The sequence below is a fragment of the Shewanella hafniensis genome (assembly GCF_019655335.1).
GTDB lineage: Bacteria > Pseudomonadota > Gammaproteobacteria > Enterobacterales > Shewanellaceae > Shewanella > Shewanella hafniensis.
Genome location: NZ_BPFD01000037.1, coordinates 29,375 through 45,467, shown reverse-complemented (window position 1 = coordinate 45,467; position 16,093 = coordinate 29,375). Strand labels below are relative to the sequence as shown.

Genomic DNA, 16,093 nt, shown 5'->3' with positions numbered 1-16,093 from the left:
GTGTTAAGTTATGTTTATACTTTAAAGCGTATTGGGAAATAATGGGAATTCAAAATGAAGATCACCACAACCAAACAGCTTAGCGCTTATATACAAGATGTTCGCCAATCACAGGGATTCTCTCAGGCTAAAATTGGTGAGAAAATTGGCTTACGCCAAGGCACAATTTCCAACTTCGAACAGAATCCCGACAGCACTAAACTTGATACATTTTTCAAACTCTTATCAGCCCTCGAACTCGAAATAGAACTCAAACCTCGCAACGCGAGTGACAGTGATACAGGCCCATCTAACAATAAACAATGGGCTCAGGAGTGGTAATGGCAGCACTTGACGTTTATATGAATGGCTTTCTAGTCGGTACTTTCTCTAAAGAAGAGACAGGAGCCCATCGATTTCAATACAATAGCGACTGGCTGACTATTCCAGGAAATCGCCCCATATCGTTGTCTATGCCTCTACGCCAACGCCATTATCAGGGCAATGAAGTTTATAACTTCTTTGATAACTTACTGCCTGACTCACCGGAAATTCGCCAGCGTATCCTCGCACGCTATCAAGCTAGTTCAACCCAACCCTTCGATTTACTGACGAAAGTCGGCCAAGATAGTGTCGGAGCCTTGCAACTGGTACCACAAGGTATTGAACCCGAAGACATTAAAAAAATTGAATGTGAACCACTTGATGACGCAGCCCTAGTACGGGTCTTAGCAGGTTACCAATCCAAGATCCCATTAGGCATGCTCGAAGAATATGACGATTTTCGGATCTCAGTTGCTGGAGCACAGGAAAAAACCGCCCTGCTGAAATATGATGGTCAGTGGTGTTTACCCCATGGTTCAACGCCAACCAGTCACATAATCAAACTCCCTATCGGCCAGATAGTCACCCATTCCCACACCTTAGATCTATCGGACAGTGTCGAAAACGAGTACCTGTGCATGTCTATTGCTCGAGAATATGGTTTACCAGTTCCCGATTGCGAAATCCTTAAGGTTGGGAATATCAAGGCGCTCGCTGTTGAACGCTTCGATCGCCGCTACGCAGCGGACAATAGTTGGCTGATGCGTCTACCACAGGAAGATTTTTGCCAAACCCTCAATATCCCCTCAGCGAGGAAATACGAGAACCAAGAGGGACCAGGCATTAGCGAGATAATGTACGTATTGATGGGATCGCTTGCCCCAGAAAGAGATCGGCGCATCTTCATGAAAGCACAAGTGTTATTTTGGTTACTGGCGGCGACAGACGGCCACGCTAAAAACTTTTCGCTATTTATCAGGCCCGAAGGAAAATACGAGCTTACCCCACTCTACGACATCATCTCCGTTTATCCAGTGCTGGGTGGTACAGGACTTAACATCCGCGATGCGAAACTGGCCATGGGACTGACAGCCACTAAAGGGAAAAAATACCAGATTGAACAAATCTTTCCCCGCCATTTTCTCGCTACGGCAAATCGAGTCGGCTTTAGTCAACAAGCCATGAACGAGCTTCTTGAGGAGTTTGTTGAAAAAACGCCTATGGTTATCCAACGGATACAAGCGCAACTGCCAGATGATTTCCCCCCACATATCCAGCACAGCATCCTGAACGGGTTAGAGCATAGGGTAAGGCGACTGCTATAAAAGCGCTCAAATAGTGATGCCATCCACCAAGCCACACTCGATGGTTTAAGCATAGCCAATCTGCCCCGTTTCATGATCGACGCCGACTTACAAGCAGGCCGCCTACAAGCTTTGCTCACAGATCATCCCCTCCCCGAACATGGCATTTATGCGGTTTATCCACAGCGGAAATATTTGCCGACTAAGGTGAGTGTATTGATTGAGTTTTTGATGGAGCCGTTTGCGAGTGACAAATTAGTTTAAATTTCAGACTGATATAGCGATTTTGTTTAGTAACTCTAACTGATTGAAAATCAGCCACTCTCAATGCTACATTAAAGGGCGATTTAATAACCAAGGATGGAGAATGAACCAAGAATCACTTTTTGAAGATCTACCTGAAGTCGACTCAGGTAAATATGAAGCAAGCATGTTATCCAATCAGAAGTTTTGTTATCAAGTAGAACAATCCCTTGTGGCGATAGGCTTCCGTGAAGCACAAGGTGTTCCGTCTCAAAACGAGTTCCTTAAAAGTGTGCCTTATACAGATATGTATGGTGGAATTCGAAAGGCAGCCTTCTTAGTACAGCATCAAACACTAGGAGCAGTCCGAATTGAAGCTCACAAGCAAGAGCAAAGCGGCTCTGTCGATCAAAAATTTCCTTTTTTCCTAGAGTCTCTTCGCCTCGCGCCAGAACACAATTTGGTCATTTTACTAGGTGGGAAAGGCTATAAACAAAAAGCTTTTGACTGGATAAAAACTGCTGCTAGTAATATTCAAGACAAACAAATCAAGGTCTTTAGTGACCTTGATGAATTTATTCGTTTTTTCGCTTCAAAATAACCCAAAGGGTCGAACAACTCCGACCCTTTTTTTACTAAATCACACCAATCCCACAATCTATCAAGTACTTATAGGTATGATCATAAAACTTGGGATCTCGAGTCTCATCTGATTTATCGCCTTTAGGAACAAATATCACCATGCCCTGACGAGCCCGCGTCAACAATACGCGATAAGCATTTTCAAGATATCTCTTACGTACAGCTTGATGTCGCATTTCCCATTTAGTTCCTCTAAATTCCCAATGCTCAAACTCTTGGCCGTTGAAACGATAATCTGCATCCCAAGCAACGACACACCAGTCTAGCTCCAGTCCTTGCACATCAAACTCGGTAGCTACATCCTCTAAAAACTCGGCAGAACGAATATCTTCAGCCCCACTTAAAAACCACTTAGCAGGGTCTATCTTGTTCTTAACGAAAATACCCTCAGCTTTAAGCCTAATACCGTTAGAAGAAGCAAGCAGCCCCATAGACTCATTGGCTCGTTTGTGCTGCTTAACCCAAGCTTTAGCCTTAGCTAAATCGCGAGTGACTTTGATTGGGTAGACATGCCCTATCTCTTTATAGAGGCTAACTGCAAGTCCGCATCGCCCAGAAACCAAGTAATGAACAAAGCTCGATAACTTTTCAGCACGGAAAGATCGCATGGATGTGGCAAGATGTAAGTTAGGCAAAATATTCGCCCTTGAAACCGCATTCAGGTCTACGCCCATTGAGATATACTCACCTGACAATAAAGCTGTGGAAAAATAGACATCCCACTCTAAGAACTTGGCCTTAAGCGCATTCAACCATCCAGCTAGTCCTGCCTCACCTTTATTAATCTCCTGTCCACCACCAACTAGCGCAATAATAAACGCCCAGTCTTGACGACGGTCCATTACTTCGATGAGAAATTCAGGCTCTGATTTATCAAAATCGACAATACCTCGCTTGCGACGCATGAAATCGCTTGCCTGCTCTTTATCCCACGCCCGTTGAGCCTCATCAAATATGGCCACTTTTTCAGGTGGCACGCCACCATGCAGATATTCGTCCCTAAAGCGATGGATATTTTGAATAAATGATTCAGTTTCCTTTCTGGTTGCGCTGATAGAATCACCAGTTCTAGAAGATCTATCCCTAGCTAGGGCTTCCTGTAATACCGTCACTAAAGGCCCATTACCACTGAGGAAAACAGAATACTCTTTCTCTTCCCTGTTTGCGTGAATACTCGCAATATTAAGTCCTACAAGGGTTTTGCCAGCACCCGGAACGCCGGTAACGAAACAAATTATTTTTCGCTTATTGATACGAGCATCGTGAATCAACTGAAGTAATTGCTGGCTCGTTTGCCCAAGATTTTGTGTATCCGCTTCACTACGAGCAATATCTTCGACATTGTGCGACGCATACAGAGCTTGTGCCGCTTCGATAATGGTTGGCGTCGGCAAATAACCAGAATCAGCCCACAAGTTTGGATCAAAAGTAGGTTGATTCAGCCGCTCAGCAATTAGGCGCATTCTTGAAAACAATTCACCGGGAGAAATACACAAGGTCGAAGCAACATTATCGCCTGCGAATACTGGATTTTCCGATTGGCTGGTCGCGTTGGTGGCGACAAGCAGAGGGACTAGATATTTATCATGACTACCGCGATGAAAGTTCTTTAAATCTAAGGCATATCCATGAGCCTGCCTCATATCGGCAGCGGTAAATGCTGTTGCGCCCACTTTAAACTCTACTACAAAAACAATCCCTTTAAATATCATCACGACATCGGCACGTCGCCCCATTCGTGGGATCATAAACTCAATAAAGATATGTCCTTCAGTCACATTGTTCTGGGCCAAATTATGTTTGAGAATGCCGATTTCAGCAGTCCAAGCGCAGGTTTGCAAATGCTGTAAAGGCTGGGTATGGGCAGCGGATATCAGTCCGGTAATCGCATGGGCCTCTGCCGACAAAAAATCTTTAAAACTCGCCGAATAAAATGCTCGTTGAGTCATAATGATCCCTCAACGGTAAAATCTAGAAGTTGTTTCGCAGGAATATCTAAGGCTTTAGCGAGCTTGAATATATTAATCAAACTCACATTACGCTGACCACGTTCAATGCCGCTGACATAGGTTCTGTCCATGTCAGCTTTTAATGCAAGCTGCTCCTGCGAAAACGATCTCTCGAGTCGCAAACTTTTTAGATGAGTACCAAATGAGGTAAGCAAATGATCTTCCATGAATAATCCTGTGAAGAGTTTTCATGATGATCTTTACTTGTAGACAATACGTCTACGGACTATGAGTCACATTCAATATCAAACACATAATGATTTGGGCATAAGATCACACTGGGTAATCACTAACAAAATGCAAAATGATTATTGGCGCGGAATCCATCTACTGCCCACTCGACAATAAGTACCTCGTACTTCGGCCGCCGGCGTCGGCTTTCACTAAAAAGCCTTGCTCGACCATTTGCGCAAGATGACGGGTGGCGGTGGCGCGACTCACCTTCGCGACTTTTTGATACTGGCTACTATTAATCCCTAGTTCAAAATCGCCGTCTAACATGCGATTGAGTACTTTGGCTTGCTCTTGACTCAATAAAGATTGGTCGACACTTTGCCAATACTGAGTTTTCGACAGCGTTCTGCTCACATCTGCCATCGCATTGAGTAAGCAGTCATTGAGGGTTTCAAAAAACCAGACTAACCAAGGAGTAATATCGACATCGCCCCTTTGAGTGGACTCTAAAATGTCATAATAGGCTTGGCGACGGGCAAGAATACTGACCGACATAGCGTAAAAACGAATCGAGCGTTTCTCCGCTTGCGCCAGAGCTAAATCAGTCAATAAGCGCGTGATGCGCCCATTACCATCATCAAGTGGATGAAGAGTAACAAACCAAAGATGTGTTATCGCCGCACGGATAAGCGGATCTAAAACCTGCGCTTGCCGTGAAGCATTAAACCATTGGATAAACTGCGAGAGTTCAGCATCCAATGCCGCTCTAGAGGGTGCCTCAAAATGTACTGTTGGTTTATCAATCCGGCCTGAGACAACCTGCATAGGTGTATCGCCACGTAGCGTTCCACCAATAACGGGGTTAAACAATGTATAACCCTGCGGAAATAACTGCTGATGCCAGCCCAATATCCGTTCGAGGGTTAATTCAGTCTCTAAATTTTTTAAAGCATCGAGCATAATGTCAGCTAAACCATCGGTTTGCGCTGTGGTCGGATACGGTTTTTCCTCAGTCACACCGAGTTTTTTAGCTAAGGATGAGCGCACCGAAGCCGCATTGAGCTTTTCACCTTCAATGGCACTGGAGTGGATAATGTTAGCGAGTAAGGTGTCGAGTGCAGCGTCTGACGTTAACAGGCTGTCGTCGTGACTTAGCATTTGCTTGCCAAGCAGCTGGCCCTGATTGAAATAAACCTGACGCAGCAAGGCATCAATGCTGCTGGTATTCCAATGAAACTTAGGCCAATCAGCTTGCTGCCAAATCCACATATCTTACCCCACGAGTCAAATAACAAGCCTATTCTACTCACATAATGAGGCGATTAACAAACATATTCGCCTCACATTATGAGTCGAATAGCGCCAATAATCGCCTCATTAATACCAACATGGCTATCCAATGCAGGGAAATGAGCCTTGTTGGTAATCTGGGATCTCGTTTCTAAGCCTTGTGGTCATCCATTTTATCGTACAGCTGTCATACAATACTGTGGTGCATTGCCGTTGTTCGTGACTTTTATGTATAGCTACCGACAAAGCCTTCGCGCTGAGATATACTGCCGCCGCTGATTTGACACGCCAATGCGAAACACCGATGTGAAAACTCATTGCTTACACTGCACCGCTTGCACACACATTCTGAGCCCAATCTATGCCTGATAATGCCAACAATTCAACAGCTTCTGCTCACGCACAATGTTCTGCTAATGCACAACATATTGGCAATGCAGATTATGCCGCCAATACGCAGCACACTGGTCATTCACAGATTGCCACGCCAGCTGAGATGAATCCTGCAAATTCGAATACGCTCAGTAGTGAACAGGCAAGTGTAGAAAAACAGAAGGTTTTTATCATAGGTTTGCCACGTACGGGCACGACGAGTGTAAGTGTGGCGTTGCTGGAGCAAGGGCTTAAAGTGGCGCACATGGCTTTTACTAAACAGGCGTTTATGCTGGCCGATGCGATTTCTGATGTGCCCTGTTTTAGTGATTATCGGCAGCTCGATGGTCTATTCCCGCAGGCCAAATTTGTCTACCTCGAGCGTGATATGGTGAAGTGGGTGCCTTCAATGCAGATGCTGCTGGGTAAAATGCTGCCGCATTTAGAAGCCAAATCGGGGCGATTTCACCCGATTATGAAACGCAGCTTTCGGCACACGTTTGCTATCGATAAAGTGGCGGCTCCCGCAGACGAGGCACATCTTATTGATTGTTATCAAAGGCATCAAAACGAAGTGCTCGCTTACTTTCAAGGCCGCGAAGATTTTATCTCGCTCGATATAAGCCATGCGGGGAGCTTGAGTCGCTTGTTGCAATTTTTGGGGTTAACCACGGATTGCCCAACCTTAGGCCAAGTGACAGATAGGGCGCTCTCGGCTTCCCAAGTAAAAAGTGCACCAAACCAGCTATTACAGGAAGGAATAAGTCAGGCAAAGGGAAACATTCAGCCACAAAGCGTCAACACCAGCGAACATGGACTGGATTTCCCTAAATTAAACGCTGGTACACATGTCGCAGCTTGGCATGAATATAAACATCCCAATAAGGTGAACAGTAATAGCGCTGGCCCACAAAGCCGTAAGTTTTTCGACTATACGCTTTAGCTGCACGTCTCTACTGCTTGCGACGTTTCACCACTGTGAGCCAATCGAGGCTCACGCCCGAAATGGCATTAAAGCCGCGGATACGGAAGATAAGTTGCATTAGCTGCGGCCTTGGGCGCACTTTAGGTTCGACCGAGCGCGGAATAAACCAAAGTGTCACTAAGGCCCGCAGTACGGTCGAGACTAAAAACACCACGAAGATAGGGCTAGATAACACGCTATTCCAACCCGACCAGACTAAAAAGTCCGCTGCATGGGAGGCAATAATCCCACCCAATATCGCGCCAACAAATACACAAGCCGCGCTCAAGGCTGCTTGCAGGGCTGCGTAGGTCGCAAAGTCACTGCGAAAGGGGCGGATATCATAAAGGTAATTTGCCGTGCTTAAGGTGAAGCCGCTCCACGCCAAGCCAGAGAAAGCTTGGATAGCTAAGATATACAGATAGTTATCCGAGAATAGCCACATCAGCGGTAAGCTTGGGATCATACAACTGGTAATGATCATCACTAAACGATTGCCGAATTGGTCGCTAAAGCGGCCCCAAAATCGCAGGGTGACAAATTGAGTCGCTATCGAAGCCACGCTGGCGAACACAAATTCGAGATAAGTAAACTTCAAGCCTTCCAACATATAAACGGCAAAAAATGGCGCAGAGATCGCCACCATGCCCTGCATACTGGCGACAAACAAACTGTACTGGCGAAAGGTTTTATCCTTCCACGCCTCGCGAAAATGACCAATCGTCTGCAAAAATACGCCGCGCTGTTTGGGCTCACGCGGATCGGGATCGTGCATCTGCAGCAGTAACCAAGCCGACACAAACCGCCCCATCGCCGCAATAGAAAACAACAGACTAAAGCCCAGCCACGCCATCTGCATCGAATCGGTTAAGGTAAGTATGCCGCCACCAATAAAGAACACACTCAAAGAAGCGCCCATAGTGAGTCGAGTGCGCGCGGCGAAAAATGCACCACGGCGCCGTTCGGGAACAATAGAGCCCATCCACGCCCGCCAATGGGGTTGAATTAGATTGATAAAGCCATGGTAACCAACGGCTAAAGCGATAAAGATCCACACCGCATGTTCAGGGCCGAAAGCGGCTAACGCGCCCATCGCCAGCACAACACAGGCCTGAAAGGCGGCGCAAAAGACGATAAAAGTTCGGCGGGAGAAATGGCTGGCGAGCCAGACAGATAAAAGCTGGGAGATAGCGCCAAAAAGCTGAGGTAACCCAGTGACAAAGCCCATCTGCGCTAGGCTAGCACCGAGAAAAATAGCGTAGGCATTGAAGAAGTTATCGCTGGTCGCCGTCATCATAGACGAGGCAACCGCCTCCTGCTGCGAGCGACGCAGGGTACATCTTAACCAAGAGTTACGTTCGCTGCGCCGTAAACAAGTGACTAACGGCTGCGCCACAGGTGAATCCATACCAAGCACAAATCCATGTAATATTAAGGGATATTGCTCGATTATGTCGGATGAAATGCCATCTGCCTAGGGCTTAAGCAATCGTATTAAAGCAAAACGCCCAAAGCAAAGCCTTGGGCGTTGTGTTTATCCGTGCATTGGAGCGATAAACTGGCGCAATCACCAAGATCCATATCCTGACTTAGAAATGGGCTTTAAGTACCGTTTCTTGGTCGAGCAAGCTTTGGTACAAGGTAAACTGGTTAGCGGCGCGGTCTAAATTATGGCCTTCGCGGTGGATATGGAAATACACATCACCGTTAAGATAATCCGTTAAAAAACGCACGCCTATCATCAAACAAATCACCCGCGCACCGAGCCACAGACTGCGTTTTTCGTCTTCTGTTAAGACATCACCCAACTCGCTCAAGTAGCCACGGCAAATTGCGGCGAAGATATCTTGGCGCACTAGGACTTTATCCAAGGCCGTTGAGTCTTCTTCCTCTGGCGAGCAGAAAGTGCGGACCATATCACCAAAGTCATACATCAGATGACCTTTCATGCAGGTATCTAAATCGATAATCGCCATGCTGGACATATCGCGTTTATCGAAAAGCATGTTATTGATTTTGGTGTCGTTATGGCAAATTCGCAGCGGCAGCTTTGGCGATATTTCCGCAAGTTCATCCAACAATGCCTGCTGAGATAACGCATAATCGACCCAATGACGGCAAAGATCTAAACGGTGTTGGCTATCAAGCTCGGCGGCCTGTTGTAACAAGGCCATACGTCCCGGTAAGTGGTGAAACTGAGGGATCACATCTTCAAGCTCTGTCGCATCAAAGTCACTCAAGGCTGAGGCAAAATGACCAAAGGCTTTGGCCGCCATTTCCGCTTCTTGTTCCGACTTAACCACTTCGATGCTGAGACTATGGGGCAAGTAACTGATCGCGCGCCAAAATCCTTGTTCGCCTAAATCGATAGCCAATTCACCCTCTTGGGTTAAACAAGGGCTAACGACTTTCAGGCCGTATTGTTGCTGTAACGACTTAGCGCATAAATGATGGCTAATTTTATCGGCATTGCAGACCAAAGCGTTGGGTGTTTTAAATACCTCAGTGTTAATTCGCTGCAATACCAATTCGCCCGCAGGCCAACGCACCAAAAGGGTGTCATTGATGTGGCCATTACCGAGGGCAGAAATTTTCGCCTCGGCAGATTCAATACCAAAATGAGGCAACACTGACTGCCTGATGAGTTTAATCACTCAATAACTCCGTTAATTTTTGTTTTACCCAGACAGTGTCCTGCGGATAAGTCACGCCGAGCCAGGGCTCGCAGGCAACATCGACATAGACAGGCAAACCTTGCTCAATGCCCGCTTGTACTATGGCGGGCAAGTAACATTCAGACTTAGGTTGTTGACCCTGTTGCCCGATAAATTCGGTTAATTCACGTTTAATAACATCAAATATGCTTGGGGAGAAGCCCCAGCATGTCATAGAGACCAGGGACTTGGGCGGCAAACTCGCATGCCCCTGTGGGCCATCACCTACCAATTGGCCACCTTGCTCGGCGATATTGAGCCATTCGGCAACCGATTTAAGCTGACCATTTTCAACCTGACACAGACCCCGGTTAACACCGCCGTGCTCCGACAATGTGAGTTCTATGGGATAGGCCACCATCATCCACTCTGTCGGTCTCATGCTTAAGCCCTTGGCTAAGGAAGCAAAAGCGCTATCACCATAAAAATCATCGGCATTGATAACGGCCATTGGTCCTTTAATAAGATGGCGCGCACTCCACAATGCATGAGCCGTGCCCCAAGGTTTAAGCCTGTGGCTGAGATCAACCAGCTGCGCCGCTTCGGGTAAATCCGTTAGCGCTTGATAGCAAAAATGATAGGCAAAATCGGCGGGTAAAAACCGTGTCAGTATCTCAGTTAATTCAGTTTCTAACTCAGGGCGGATCACCAGCACAGCACGCTGAAAGCCACTGCGAATGGCCGACATGATCGATAACACCAACATGGGTTCGCCGGCGGGACCGAGCGCTGCCAATTGCTTATCGCCGCCGAAACGACTGCCTAGCCCTGCAGCCATAATGACTAAGGTCAATTCTGTATTCATGCTGGATTGATATATTCAGTTCAAATTTAATGATGTTTCCCCAAACCGCCACGCCCAATGCATAGCGCATTTAAAACGCGGTTTGAGAAAAAGAGGAGCAAAAGTGTAATCTACCCCTCTAATTGTGACTAGCATTTAAGCAGAATTTTTATCGACTTAAGTTGCAGGCCTAAGCTGCGACTTCATTTACTGATCTAACTTATAGACCTAACTTGCAAACTTAACTAACGCGCGATGTAATCACCAAAAGTACGATTCTGTTCCAGTATCGCTTGGCTGCCCTTAAGGCTGAACTTATACCCGCACAGGCTGATACTGCCACGGCGCGCAAGGTCCACTATGATGGCTTGGGTGTCGAGTGGCGTGAATCGCGCTTCGGTTGCTGAGTCGGCTTTCAAGTCCACAGTCACAGGGCGATAGTCAGTGCCATTGTTAAAGGACAACAAGCTACAGGTTTTATCGCCTTTTGCCGTCGCTAAGGACCACAGGTTTTGCGCTTCACCTTTCTCACCGAGCCAACGCATGATCAAGATGTCATCCTCCAGCGCCACAGAAAAGCCGTCCGGTAGCGCGAGCGTCACCCGCTCACCCGCATAGGGCGCAATTGCGTTAACCGTGACCACTTCTGCGCCATCACCCGTCTCAGCGTCACCATTTGGCCAAAGACCCCAAACCAAGGCGAACAAGACCACAACACCACAACCAATCCCCGCAGGACGCCAATAACGGCGTTCCAGTTTAGGTAACTTAATCTTAGGCAATACAAAGAAACGTTTCAGCGGCGCTAGAAACTCGAATAGACCGCGAAACAGCTCAGTCATCGAGCCAGAATCTTTCGCTTCGGCGCGACGTTGACGCACTTCTTCGGCATGATCTCGATCGTTAAAGCTATCTAGTTCGTCATCTTCTTCGGCGGCAAAACGCCAACCAGGTTCTGTACTGCGTTCGGCAGGATCTAATTGGGCGGCGTTAAAGTCGACATGTTTTAAATCAACCTTGGCGACATCAACGTCGACTAAATCAATATTGGTCTGCTCAATACGGCTAGCATTCGCTGGGCGAAAATCTGCATGACTGTCGGGCACCACAAAATCGGCAGGATTCTGCGTCATCCGAGTAAGGGCATCGAAGCGCAGTTCATCTTGGCGCTGGGCTTCAAGTTCGGCATCCGCTGCGCTTATCGTCGAGGCGACTATAGGTTCAGCGACTGTAGGTTCAGCGACTGTAGATTCTACGACCGTTGATTCAGCGACTATTGGTTTAGCGGCAATGGGTTCAACATGGGCAGATAAATCCACCACTGGCTCAGAGGCCGTTGCGGCGCTAATGGCCTGCGCATGCGACAGCTCAAGATGCGGTTCATGTCGCTCAACTTGAGGCTGCGCTTGAATATGGGCGGTCGATTTAGCTGCCTGTCTAGCGGCAACGTCTGGAGTTTCTATTTCTTTAGCCGCCTTTGGAACGATAGTCGGCTCCACACGGCGCCTAGGCATAGCCTGCGATGTTGGCGCATCCAGCTCAGGGCCGAAATAACCGTAGCGATAATCCACTATCGTTGGTGCCGGTAAACGCCAGCCCCAAAATGTCAGCCCCGCGGCTAACACTAAACTCAATCCAATTAAGGCAATATGCACATCGGCCGCTAACAGGCCGATGAAAATTATTAACGGCAAAAGGAATAGGCCAATCAAGCCTTTTGACTTATCGGCATCGGCCAAACGACGCAAACTGGTGAGCCCTAATAAAGGTAGACCCAACAATGCCAGCAAATACATCAGAAAATTGGCCCCAAAAGCAGCGGCGGCAAGTGCAATACAGACGTAAACGCCAACACTGATTGCGACAAAACGGGGACGAGAATCACGCCCGTGAAGGCAAAAAAGAGATTTTAACAGCACGACCCTTCCTTTATTGTTGTAAAAACGAGATACAAAAAGACACTCATTGCCTTATTCGCACGAGCGTAACCAATTTACCCGCAATTGTCAGTGCCTACGACCCTAGTCGGATAAAAATGCGCATAATATCGAAGTAAATCTAAAATAGGCTTAAATTGCTGGCCTACAGGCCCTAGTATTTCTATGGTCAAAATCGGTATAATGCTCGGCTTTCTGGGCCCTTCTTGCGTTAACCAATTGGATATTTAGCTCATGACCGCACGCGGAAATTTATTTATTGTGTCGGCGCCAAGTGGCGCAGGTAAATCCTCGCTGATCTCGGCCTTGCTTAAAGACAAGCCCGCCGACATGCAGGTTTCGGTATCACATACCACCCGCGCGCCACGCCCAGGTGAAGTCGATGGTCAACACTATCACTTCGTTAATGTTGAGCAATTCAAAGCCTTAATTGCTGAAAATGCCTTTTTTGAATGGGCAGAAGTGTTCGGCAATTACTACGGTACCTCGCGCCATGTGATTGAACATACGCTCACCCAAGGTATCGATGTTTTCCTCGATATCGACTGGCAAGGTGCCGAGCAAGTGAAAGCCGTGATGCCCGATGCCGTTGGTGTGTTTATTCTGCCACCCTCGAAAGCCGAGCTAGAACGCCGCCTCACCGGCCGTGGACAAGACAGTAGCGATGTGATCGCCAGCCGTATGGCACAAGCCGTATCGGAAATGTCCCACTATAAAGAATATGATTTTATTATCGTCAACGACGATTTTGACACTGCCTTAGCCGATTTGCGTGCCATCATTCGCAGTCAGCGCTTAACAGGTGCTAGTCAGATCCACGCGCAAAATGATATGCTTCACGATCTGTTGGCAGGATAGCTGTCATAGTGTACAATTTTGCGTCATTTTTTCCCTAGATAAACTGGAGTTTCAACACATGGCTCGCGTAACTGTAGAAGACGCCGTAGAACAAATCGGCAACCGTTTTGATATGATCTTGGTTGCGGCGCGTCGTGCTCGCCAAATCGCCGTGCAGGGTAAAGACCCTATGGTTGAAGAGATGAACGACAAACCAACGGTTATCGCCCTGCGTGAAATCGAACTAGGTTTAGTTAACGCTCACACCTTAGATGCTGATGAGCGTCAAACGGTACGTGAACGTGAAGCCGCTGAAATTGCAGCGGTTGCAGCCATTGCTGAAGGCCGTTCATTATAAGCGTTATTGAGTAAACACCTATTTAGGTAAAAGGAGAGCTGCCACTTGTATCTGTTTGAAGGTCTAAAGGAGTCTGCTTCCGGTTACTTAGAACCCGAACAGGTAGAATTGCTCAAGCAGGCGTACCAGATCGCGCGTGATGCCCACGAAGGGCAAATGCGCACGAGTGGCGAACCTTATATTACTCATCCGGTTGCGGTTGCCCGCATCCTTGCTGACATGCGTCTTGATCATGAGACGCTGATGGCAGCACTGCTCCATGACACCATCGAAGATACCCATGTCACCAAAGACGACTTAGCCGAACTATTCGGTGTCGCGGTGGCCGAACTCGTCGAAGGCGTGTCAAAACTCGATAAGCTTAAATTTCGCGACAAGAAAGAAGCTCAGGCTGAAAACTTCCGTAAAATGATGATGGCGATGACGCAGGATATCCGCGTTATCCTCATCAAGCTTGCCGATAGAACCCACAACATGCGTACCTTAGGCGCCCTGCGTCCCGACAAACGTCGCCGTATCGCCCGCGAAACCCTTGAAATCTATGCCCCCATCGCTAACCGTCTCGGTATCCATAACATCAAGACAGAGTTAGAAGACTTAGGTTTCCAAGCGTATTACCCCATGCGATATCGGGTGCTTAAAGAAGTCGTTAAAGCCGCCCGTGGCAATCGCAAAGAATTGATCCAAGGCATCGAAGCCGCTGTGTATACGCGCTTAAACGATGCAGGCATTCCGGGAAAAGTTAAAGGTCGCGAGAAAAACCTCTACTCCATCTATAACAAGATGCAGAGTAAAGAGCTGCAATTCCAAGAAGTCATGGATATCTACGCCTTTAGGGTGATAGTCGATTCCATCGACACTTGTTATCGCGTACTCGGCGCCATGCACGGACTGTACAAACCTCGTCCCGGTCGTTTCAAAGATTATATCGCTATCCCTAAAGCCAACGGTTATCAGTCTCTTCATACCTCTTTATTTGGTCCACACGGCGTGCCCGTTGAGATCCAAATTCGTACCGAAGATATGGATCAGATGGCAGATAAAGGGGTCGCGGCACACTGGGCCTACAAAGGCGGTGCGCAAACAGGCCAAGGCACGACGACTCAAGTGCGTGCCCGTAAGTGGATGCAAAGCTTGTTGGAATTACAACAAAGCGCCAGCACCTCATTCGAATTCGTTGAAAACGTGAAGACGGAACTCTTCCCTGAAGAGATTTATGTGTTCACCCCTGAAGGTCGCATTCTAGAATTACCTGTCAATGCCACTGCAGTAGACTTTGCCTACGAAGTGCATACGGACGTGGGTAATACCTGCGTCGGTGCCCGCGTTAACCGCCAAGCGTATCCGCTTAGCCAGCCGTTAATTTCTGGCCAAACCGTTGAAATCATTACAGCTAAAGGCGCACGTCCTAATGCCGCTTGGCTGAACTTTGTGGTAACAGGTAAGGCCCGCGCCAAAATCCGCCAAGTGCTGAAAAGCCTTAAGGGTGATGACGCGATTGCGCTCGGTCGCCGCCTGCTCAACCATGCGCTCGGCAAAACTAAACTCGACAGTATTCCGCCTGAGCAGATTGAAAAAGTCATTCGCGATACTAAACACACCACGCTCGATTCACTGCTCGCCGATATCGGCCTTGGCAATGCCATGAGCATAGTGATCGCCCAGCGCTTAATTGGTGATAATCTTGAAAATCAAGAAAGCCGCGACGGCCACATGATGCCAATCCGTGGCGCTGAAGGCATGCTCGTTACCTTCGCCAACTGTTGCCGCCCAATCCCAGGTGACGCCGTAATTGCCCACGTGAGCCAAGGTAAGGGCTTAGTGGTGCACATGGAAAACTGCGCTAACATTCGTGGTTATCAAGGCGAGCCTGACAAGTATATTCCTGTGCAATGGGATAATGTCGAAGGCGTTGATTACCAAGCCAACCTGCGGGTCGAAATCGTTAACCACCAAGGCGCACTGGCGAAGATCACTTCGATCATTGCCGCCGAAGGTTCGAACATTCACAACCTCAGCACTGAAGAACGTGATGGCCGCGTGTATTTGATTAACCTGCGGATTTCGGTGAAAGACAGGATCCATTTAGCCAACGTGATGCGCCGAATTAGGGTACTGCCCGAAGTGCTGCGTACGTCCCGTAATCGTTAATTAACTCAACA

Annotated in this window: 14 protein-coding genes and 1 pseudogene; 8 read left to right on the top strand and 7 right to left on the bottom strand. The window is 47.7% G+C overall.

Annotated features, from left to right (window positions below; all coding sequences use genetic code 11):
- Positions 1-54: 54 nt before the first annotated feature.
- The 4 genes and pseudogenes from K5Q99_RS12125 to K5Q99_RS12110 all read left to right on the top strand — a co-directional run bounded on the left by K5Q99_RS12125 (position 55) and on the right by K5Q99_RS12110 (position 2,451).
- Complete coding sequence (locus K5Q99_RS12125) at positions 55-321, top strand: helix-turn-helix domain-containing protein (RefSeq protein WP_220776999.1); 267 nt, start codon at positions 55-57, stop codon at positions 319-321.
- On the top strand, positions 321-1,628 hold the full coding sequence (locus K5Q99_RS12120) for a type II toxin-antitoxin system HipA family toxin (RefSeq protein WP_168826545.1): 1,308 nt from the start codon (positions 321-323) through the stop codon (positions 1,626-1,628). Before K5Q99_RS12125 ends, K5Q99_RS12120 begins: the two co-directional genes overlap by 1 nt.
- Before the next feature lie 6 nt (positions 1,629-1,634).
- Positions 1,635-1,871: pseudogene (locus K5Q99_RS12115) on the top strand (LysR substrate-binding domain-containing protein); the annotation flags it as partial.
- A 103-nt stretch (positions 1,872-1,974) separates the two neighbouring features.
- Positions 1,975-2,451: a PD-(D/E)XK nuclease superfamily protein gene (locus tag K5Q99_RS12110; RefSeq protein WP_220776998.1), complete on the top strand. Its 477-nt coding sequence runs from the start codon at positions 1,975-1,977 to the stop codon at positions 2,449-2,451.
- 34 nt (positions 2,452-2,485) lie between these two features.
- Here the strand turns inward: K5Q99_RS12110 and K5Q99_RS12105 are convergent, their stop codons facing one another.
- The 3 genes from K5Q99_RS12105 to K5Q99_RS12095 form a co-directional block, all read right to left on the bottom strand.
- The gene (locus K5Q99_RS12105) at positions 2,486-4,441 is read right to left on the bottom strand and encodes a DUF2075 domain-containing protein (protein ID WP_220776997.1); all 1,956 of its coding nucleotides are present in this window, start codon (positions 4,439-4,441) and stop codon (positions 2,486-2,488) included.
- Positions 4,438-4,668: a helix-turn-helix domain-containing protein gene (locus tag K5Q99_RS12100; protein WP_011624886.1), complete on the bottom strand. Its 231-nt coding sequence runs from the start codon at positions 4,666-4,668 to the stop codon at positions 4,438-4,440. The genes K5Q99_RS12105 and K5Q99_RS12100 overlap by 4 nt, the downstream gene beginning before the upstream one ends.
- Before the next feature lie 160 nt (positions 4,669-4,828).
- Positions 4,829-5,944, bottom strand: coding sequence for a Fic family protein (locus K5Q99_RS12095; RefSeq protein WP_220776996.1), 1,116 nt, complete (start codon positions 5,942-5,944; stop codon positions 4,829-4,831).
- A gap of 382 nt (positions 5,945-6,326) precedes the next feature.
- On the opposite strand from K5Q99_RS12095, the gene K5Q99_RS12090 reads away from it, so the two are divergent.
- Entirely contained in the window at positions 6,327-7,280 is a 954-nt protein-coding gene (locus K5Q99_RS12090) for a sulfotransferase family protein (protein ID WP_220776995.1), read from the top strand.
- 10 nt (positions 7,281-7,290) lie between these two features.
- On the opposite strand, the gene K5Q99_RS12085 is transcribed toward K5Q99_RS12090, so the two are convergent.
- The 4 genes from K5Q99_RS12085 to K5Q99_RS12070 form a co-directional block, all read right to left on the bottom strand.
- Positions 7,291-8,709 (bottom strand): MFS transporter, encoded by a 1,419-nt coding sequence (locus tag K5Q99_RS12085; RefSeq protein WP_220776994.1) that lies wholly within the window; start codon positions 8,707-8,709, stop codon positions 7,291-7,293.
- Between the two features lie 181 nt (positions 8,710-8,890).
- Positions 8,891-9,955, bottom strand: a complete 1,065-nt coding sequence (locus K5Q99_RS12080) for a phosphotransferase enzyme family protein (RefSeq protein WP_220776993.1) — start codon at positions 9,953-9,955, stop codon at positions 8,891-8,893.
- Positions 9,948-10,820 (bottom strand): NTP transferase domain-containing protein, encoded by an 873-nt coding sequence (locus K5Q99_RS12075; RefSeq protein WP_220776992.1) that lies wholly within the window; start codon positions 10,818-10,820, stop codon positions 9,948-9,950. The genes K5Q99_RS12080 and K5Q99_RS12075 overlap by 8 nt, the downstream gene beginning before the upstream one ends.
- A 224-nt stretch (positions 10,821-11,044) precedes the next feature.
- The gene (locus K5Q99_RS12070) at positions 11,045-12,718 is read right to left on the bottom strand and encodes a hypothetical protein (protein ID WP_220776991.1); all 1,674 of its coding nucleotides are present in this window, start codon (positions 12,716-12,718) and stop codon (positions 11,045-11,047) included.
- Positions 12,719-12,970: 252 nt separating this feature from the next.
- Between K5Q99_RS12070 and gmk the strand changes: the two genes are divergently transcribed.
- From gmk to spoT, 3 genes are read left to right on the top strand one after another with little or no spacing between them, the layout of a single operon-like run.
- Positions 12,971-13,594: a guanylate kinase gene (gmk, locus tag K5Q99_RS12065; protein WP_106648352.1), complete on the top strand. Its 624-nt coding sequence runs from the start codon at positions 12,971-12,973 to the stop codon at positions 13,592-13,594.
- Between the two features lie 58 nt (positions 13,595-13,652).
- On the top strand, positions 13,653-13,931 hold the full coding sequence (gene rpoZ, locus K5Q99_RS12060) for a DNA-directed RNA polymerase subunit omega (protein ID WP_007651394.1): 279 nt from the start codon (positions 13,653-13,655) through the stop codon (positions 13,929-13,931).
- Between the two features lie 45 nt (positions 13,932-13,976).
- Positions 13,977-16,082, top strand: a complete 2,106-nt coding sequence (gene spoT, locus K5Q99_RS12055; RefSeq protein WP_006079840.1) for a bifunctional GTP diphosphokinase/guanosine-3',5'-bis pyrophosphate 3'-pyrophosphohydrolase — start codon at positions 13,977-13,979, stop codon at positions 16,080-16,082.
- Positions 16,083-16,093: the final 11 nt, after the last annotated feature.

What these genes read in the sequence shown, in the direction of transcription:
- K5Q99_RS12110 (WP_220776998.1), top strand. Translation starts at nt 1,975, where the DNA reads ATGAACCAAGAATCACTTTTTGAAGATCTACCTGAAGTCGACTCAGGT.
- K5Q99_RS12100 (WP_011624886.1), bottom strand. Translation starts at nt 4,668, where the DNA reads ATGGAAGATCATTTGCTTACCTCATTTGGTACTCATCTAAAAAGTTTG.
- K5Q99_RS12105 (WP_220776997.1), bottom strand. Translation starts at nt 4,441, where the DNA reads ATGACTCAACGAGCATTTTATTCGGCGAGTTTTAAAGATTTTTTGTCG.
- rpoZ (WP_007651394.1), top strand. Translation starts at nt 13,653, where the DNA reads ATGGCTCGCGTAACTGTAGAAGACGCCGTAGAACAAATCGGCAACCGT.
- gmk (WP_106648352.1), top strand. Translation starts at nt 12,971, where the DNA reads ATGACCGCACGCGGAAATTTATTTATTGTGTCGGCGCCAAGTGGCGCA.
- K5Q99_RS12095 (WP_220776996.1), bottom strand. Translation starts at nt 5,944, where the DNA reads ATGTGGATTTGGCAGCAAGCTGATTGGCCTAAGTTTCATTGGAATACC.
- K5Q99_RS12085 (WP_220776994.1), bottom strand. Translation starts at nt 8,709, where the DNA reads ATGGATTCACCTGTGGCGCAGCCGTTAGTCACTTGTTTACGGCGCAGC.
- K5Q99_RS12125 (WP_220776999.1), top strand. Translation starts at nt 55, where the DNA reads ATGAAGATCACCACAACCAAACAGCTTAGCGCTTATATACAAGATGTT.
- K5Q99_RS12090 (WP_220776995.1), top strand. Translation starts at nt 6,327, where the DNA reads ATGCCTGATAATGCCAACAATTCAACAGCTTCTGCTCACGCACAATGT.
- K5Q99_RS12075 (WP_220776992.1), bottom strand. Translation starts at nt 10,820, where the DNA reads ATGAATACAGAATTGACCTTAGTCATTATGGCTGCAGGGCTAGGCAGT.
- K5Q99_RS12120 (WP_168826545.1), top strand. Translation starts at nt 321, where the DNA reads ATGGCAGCACTTGACGTTTATATGAATGGCTTTCTAGTCGGTACTTTC.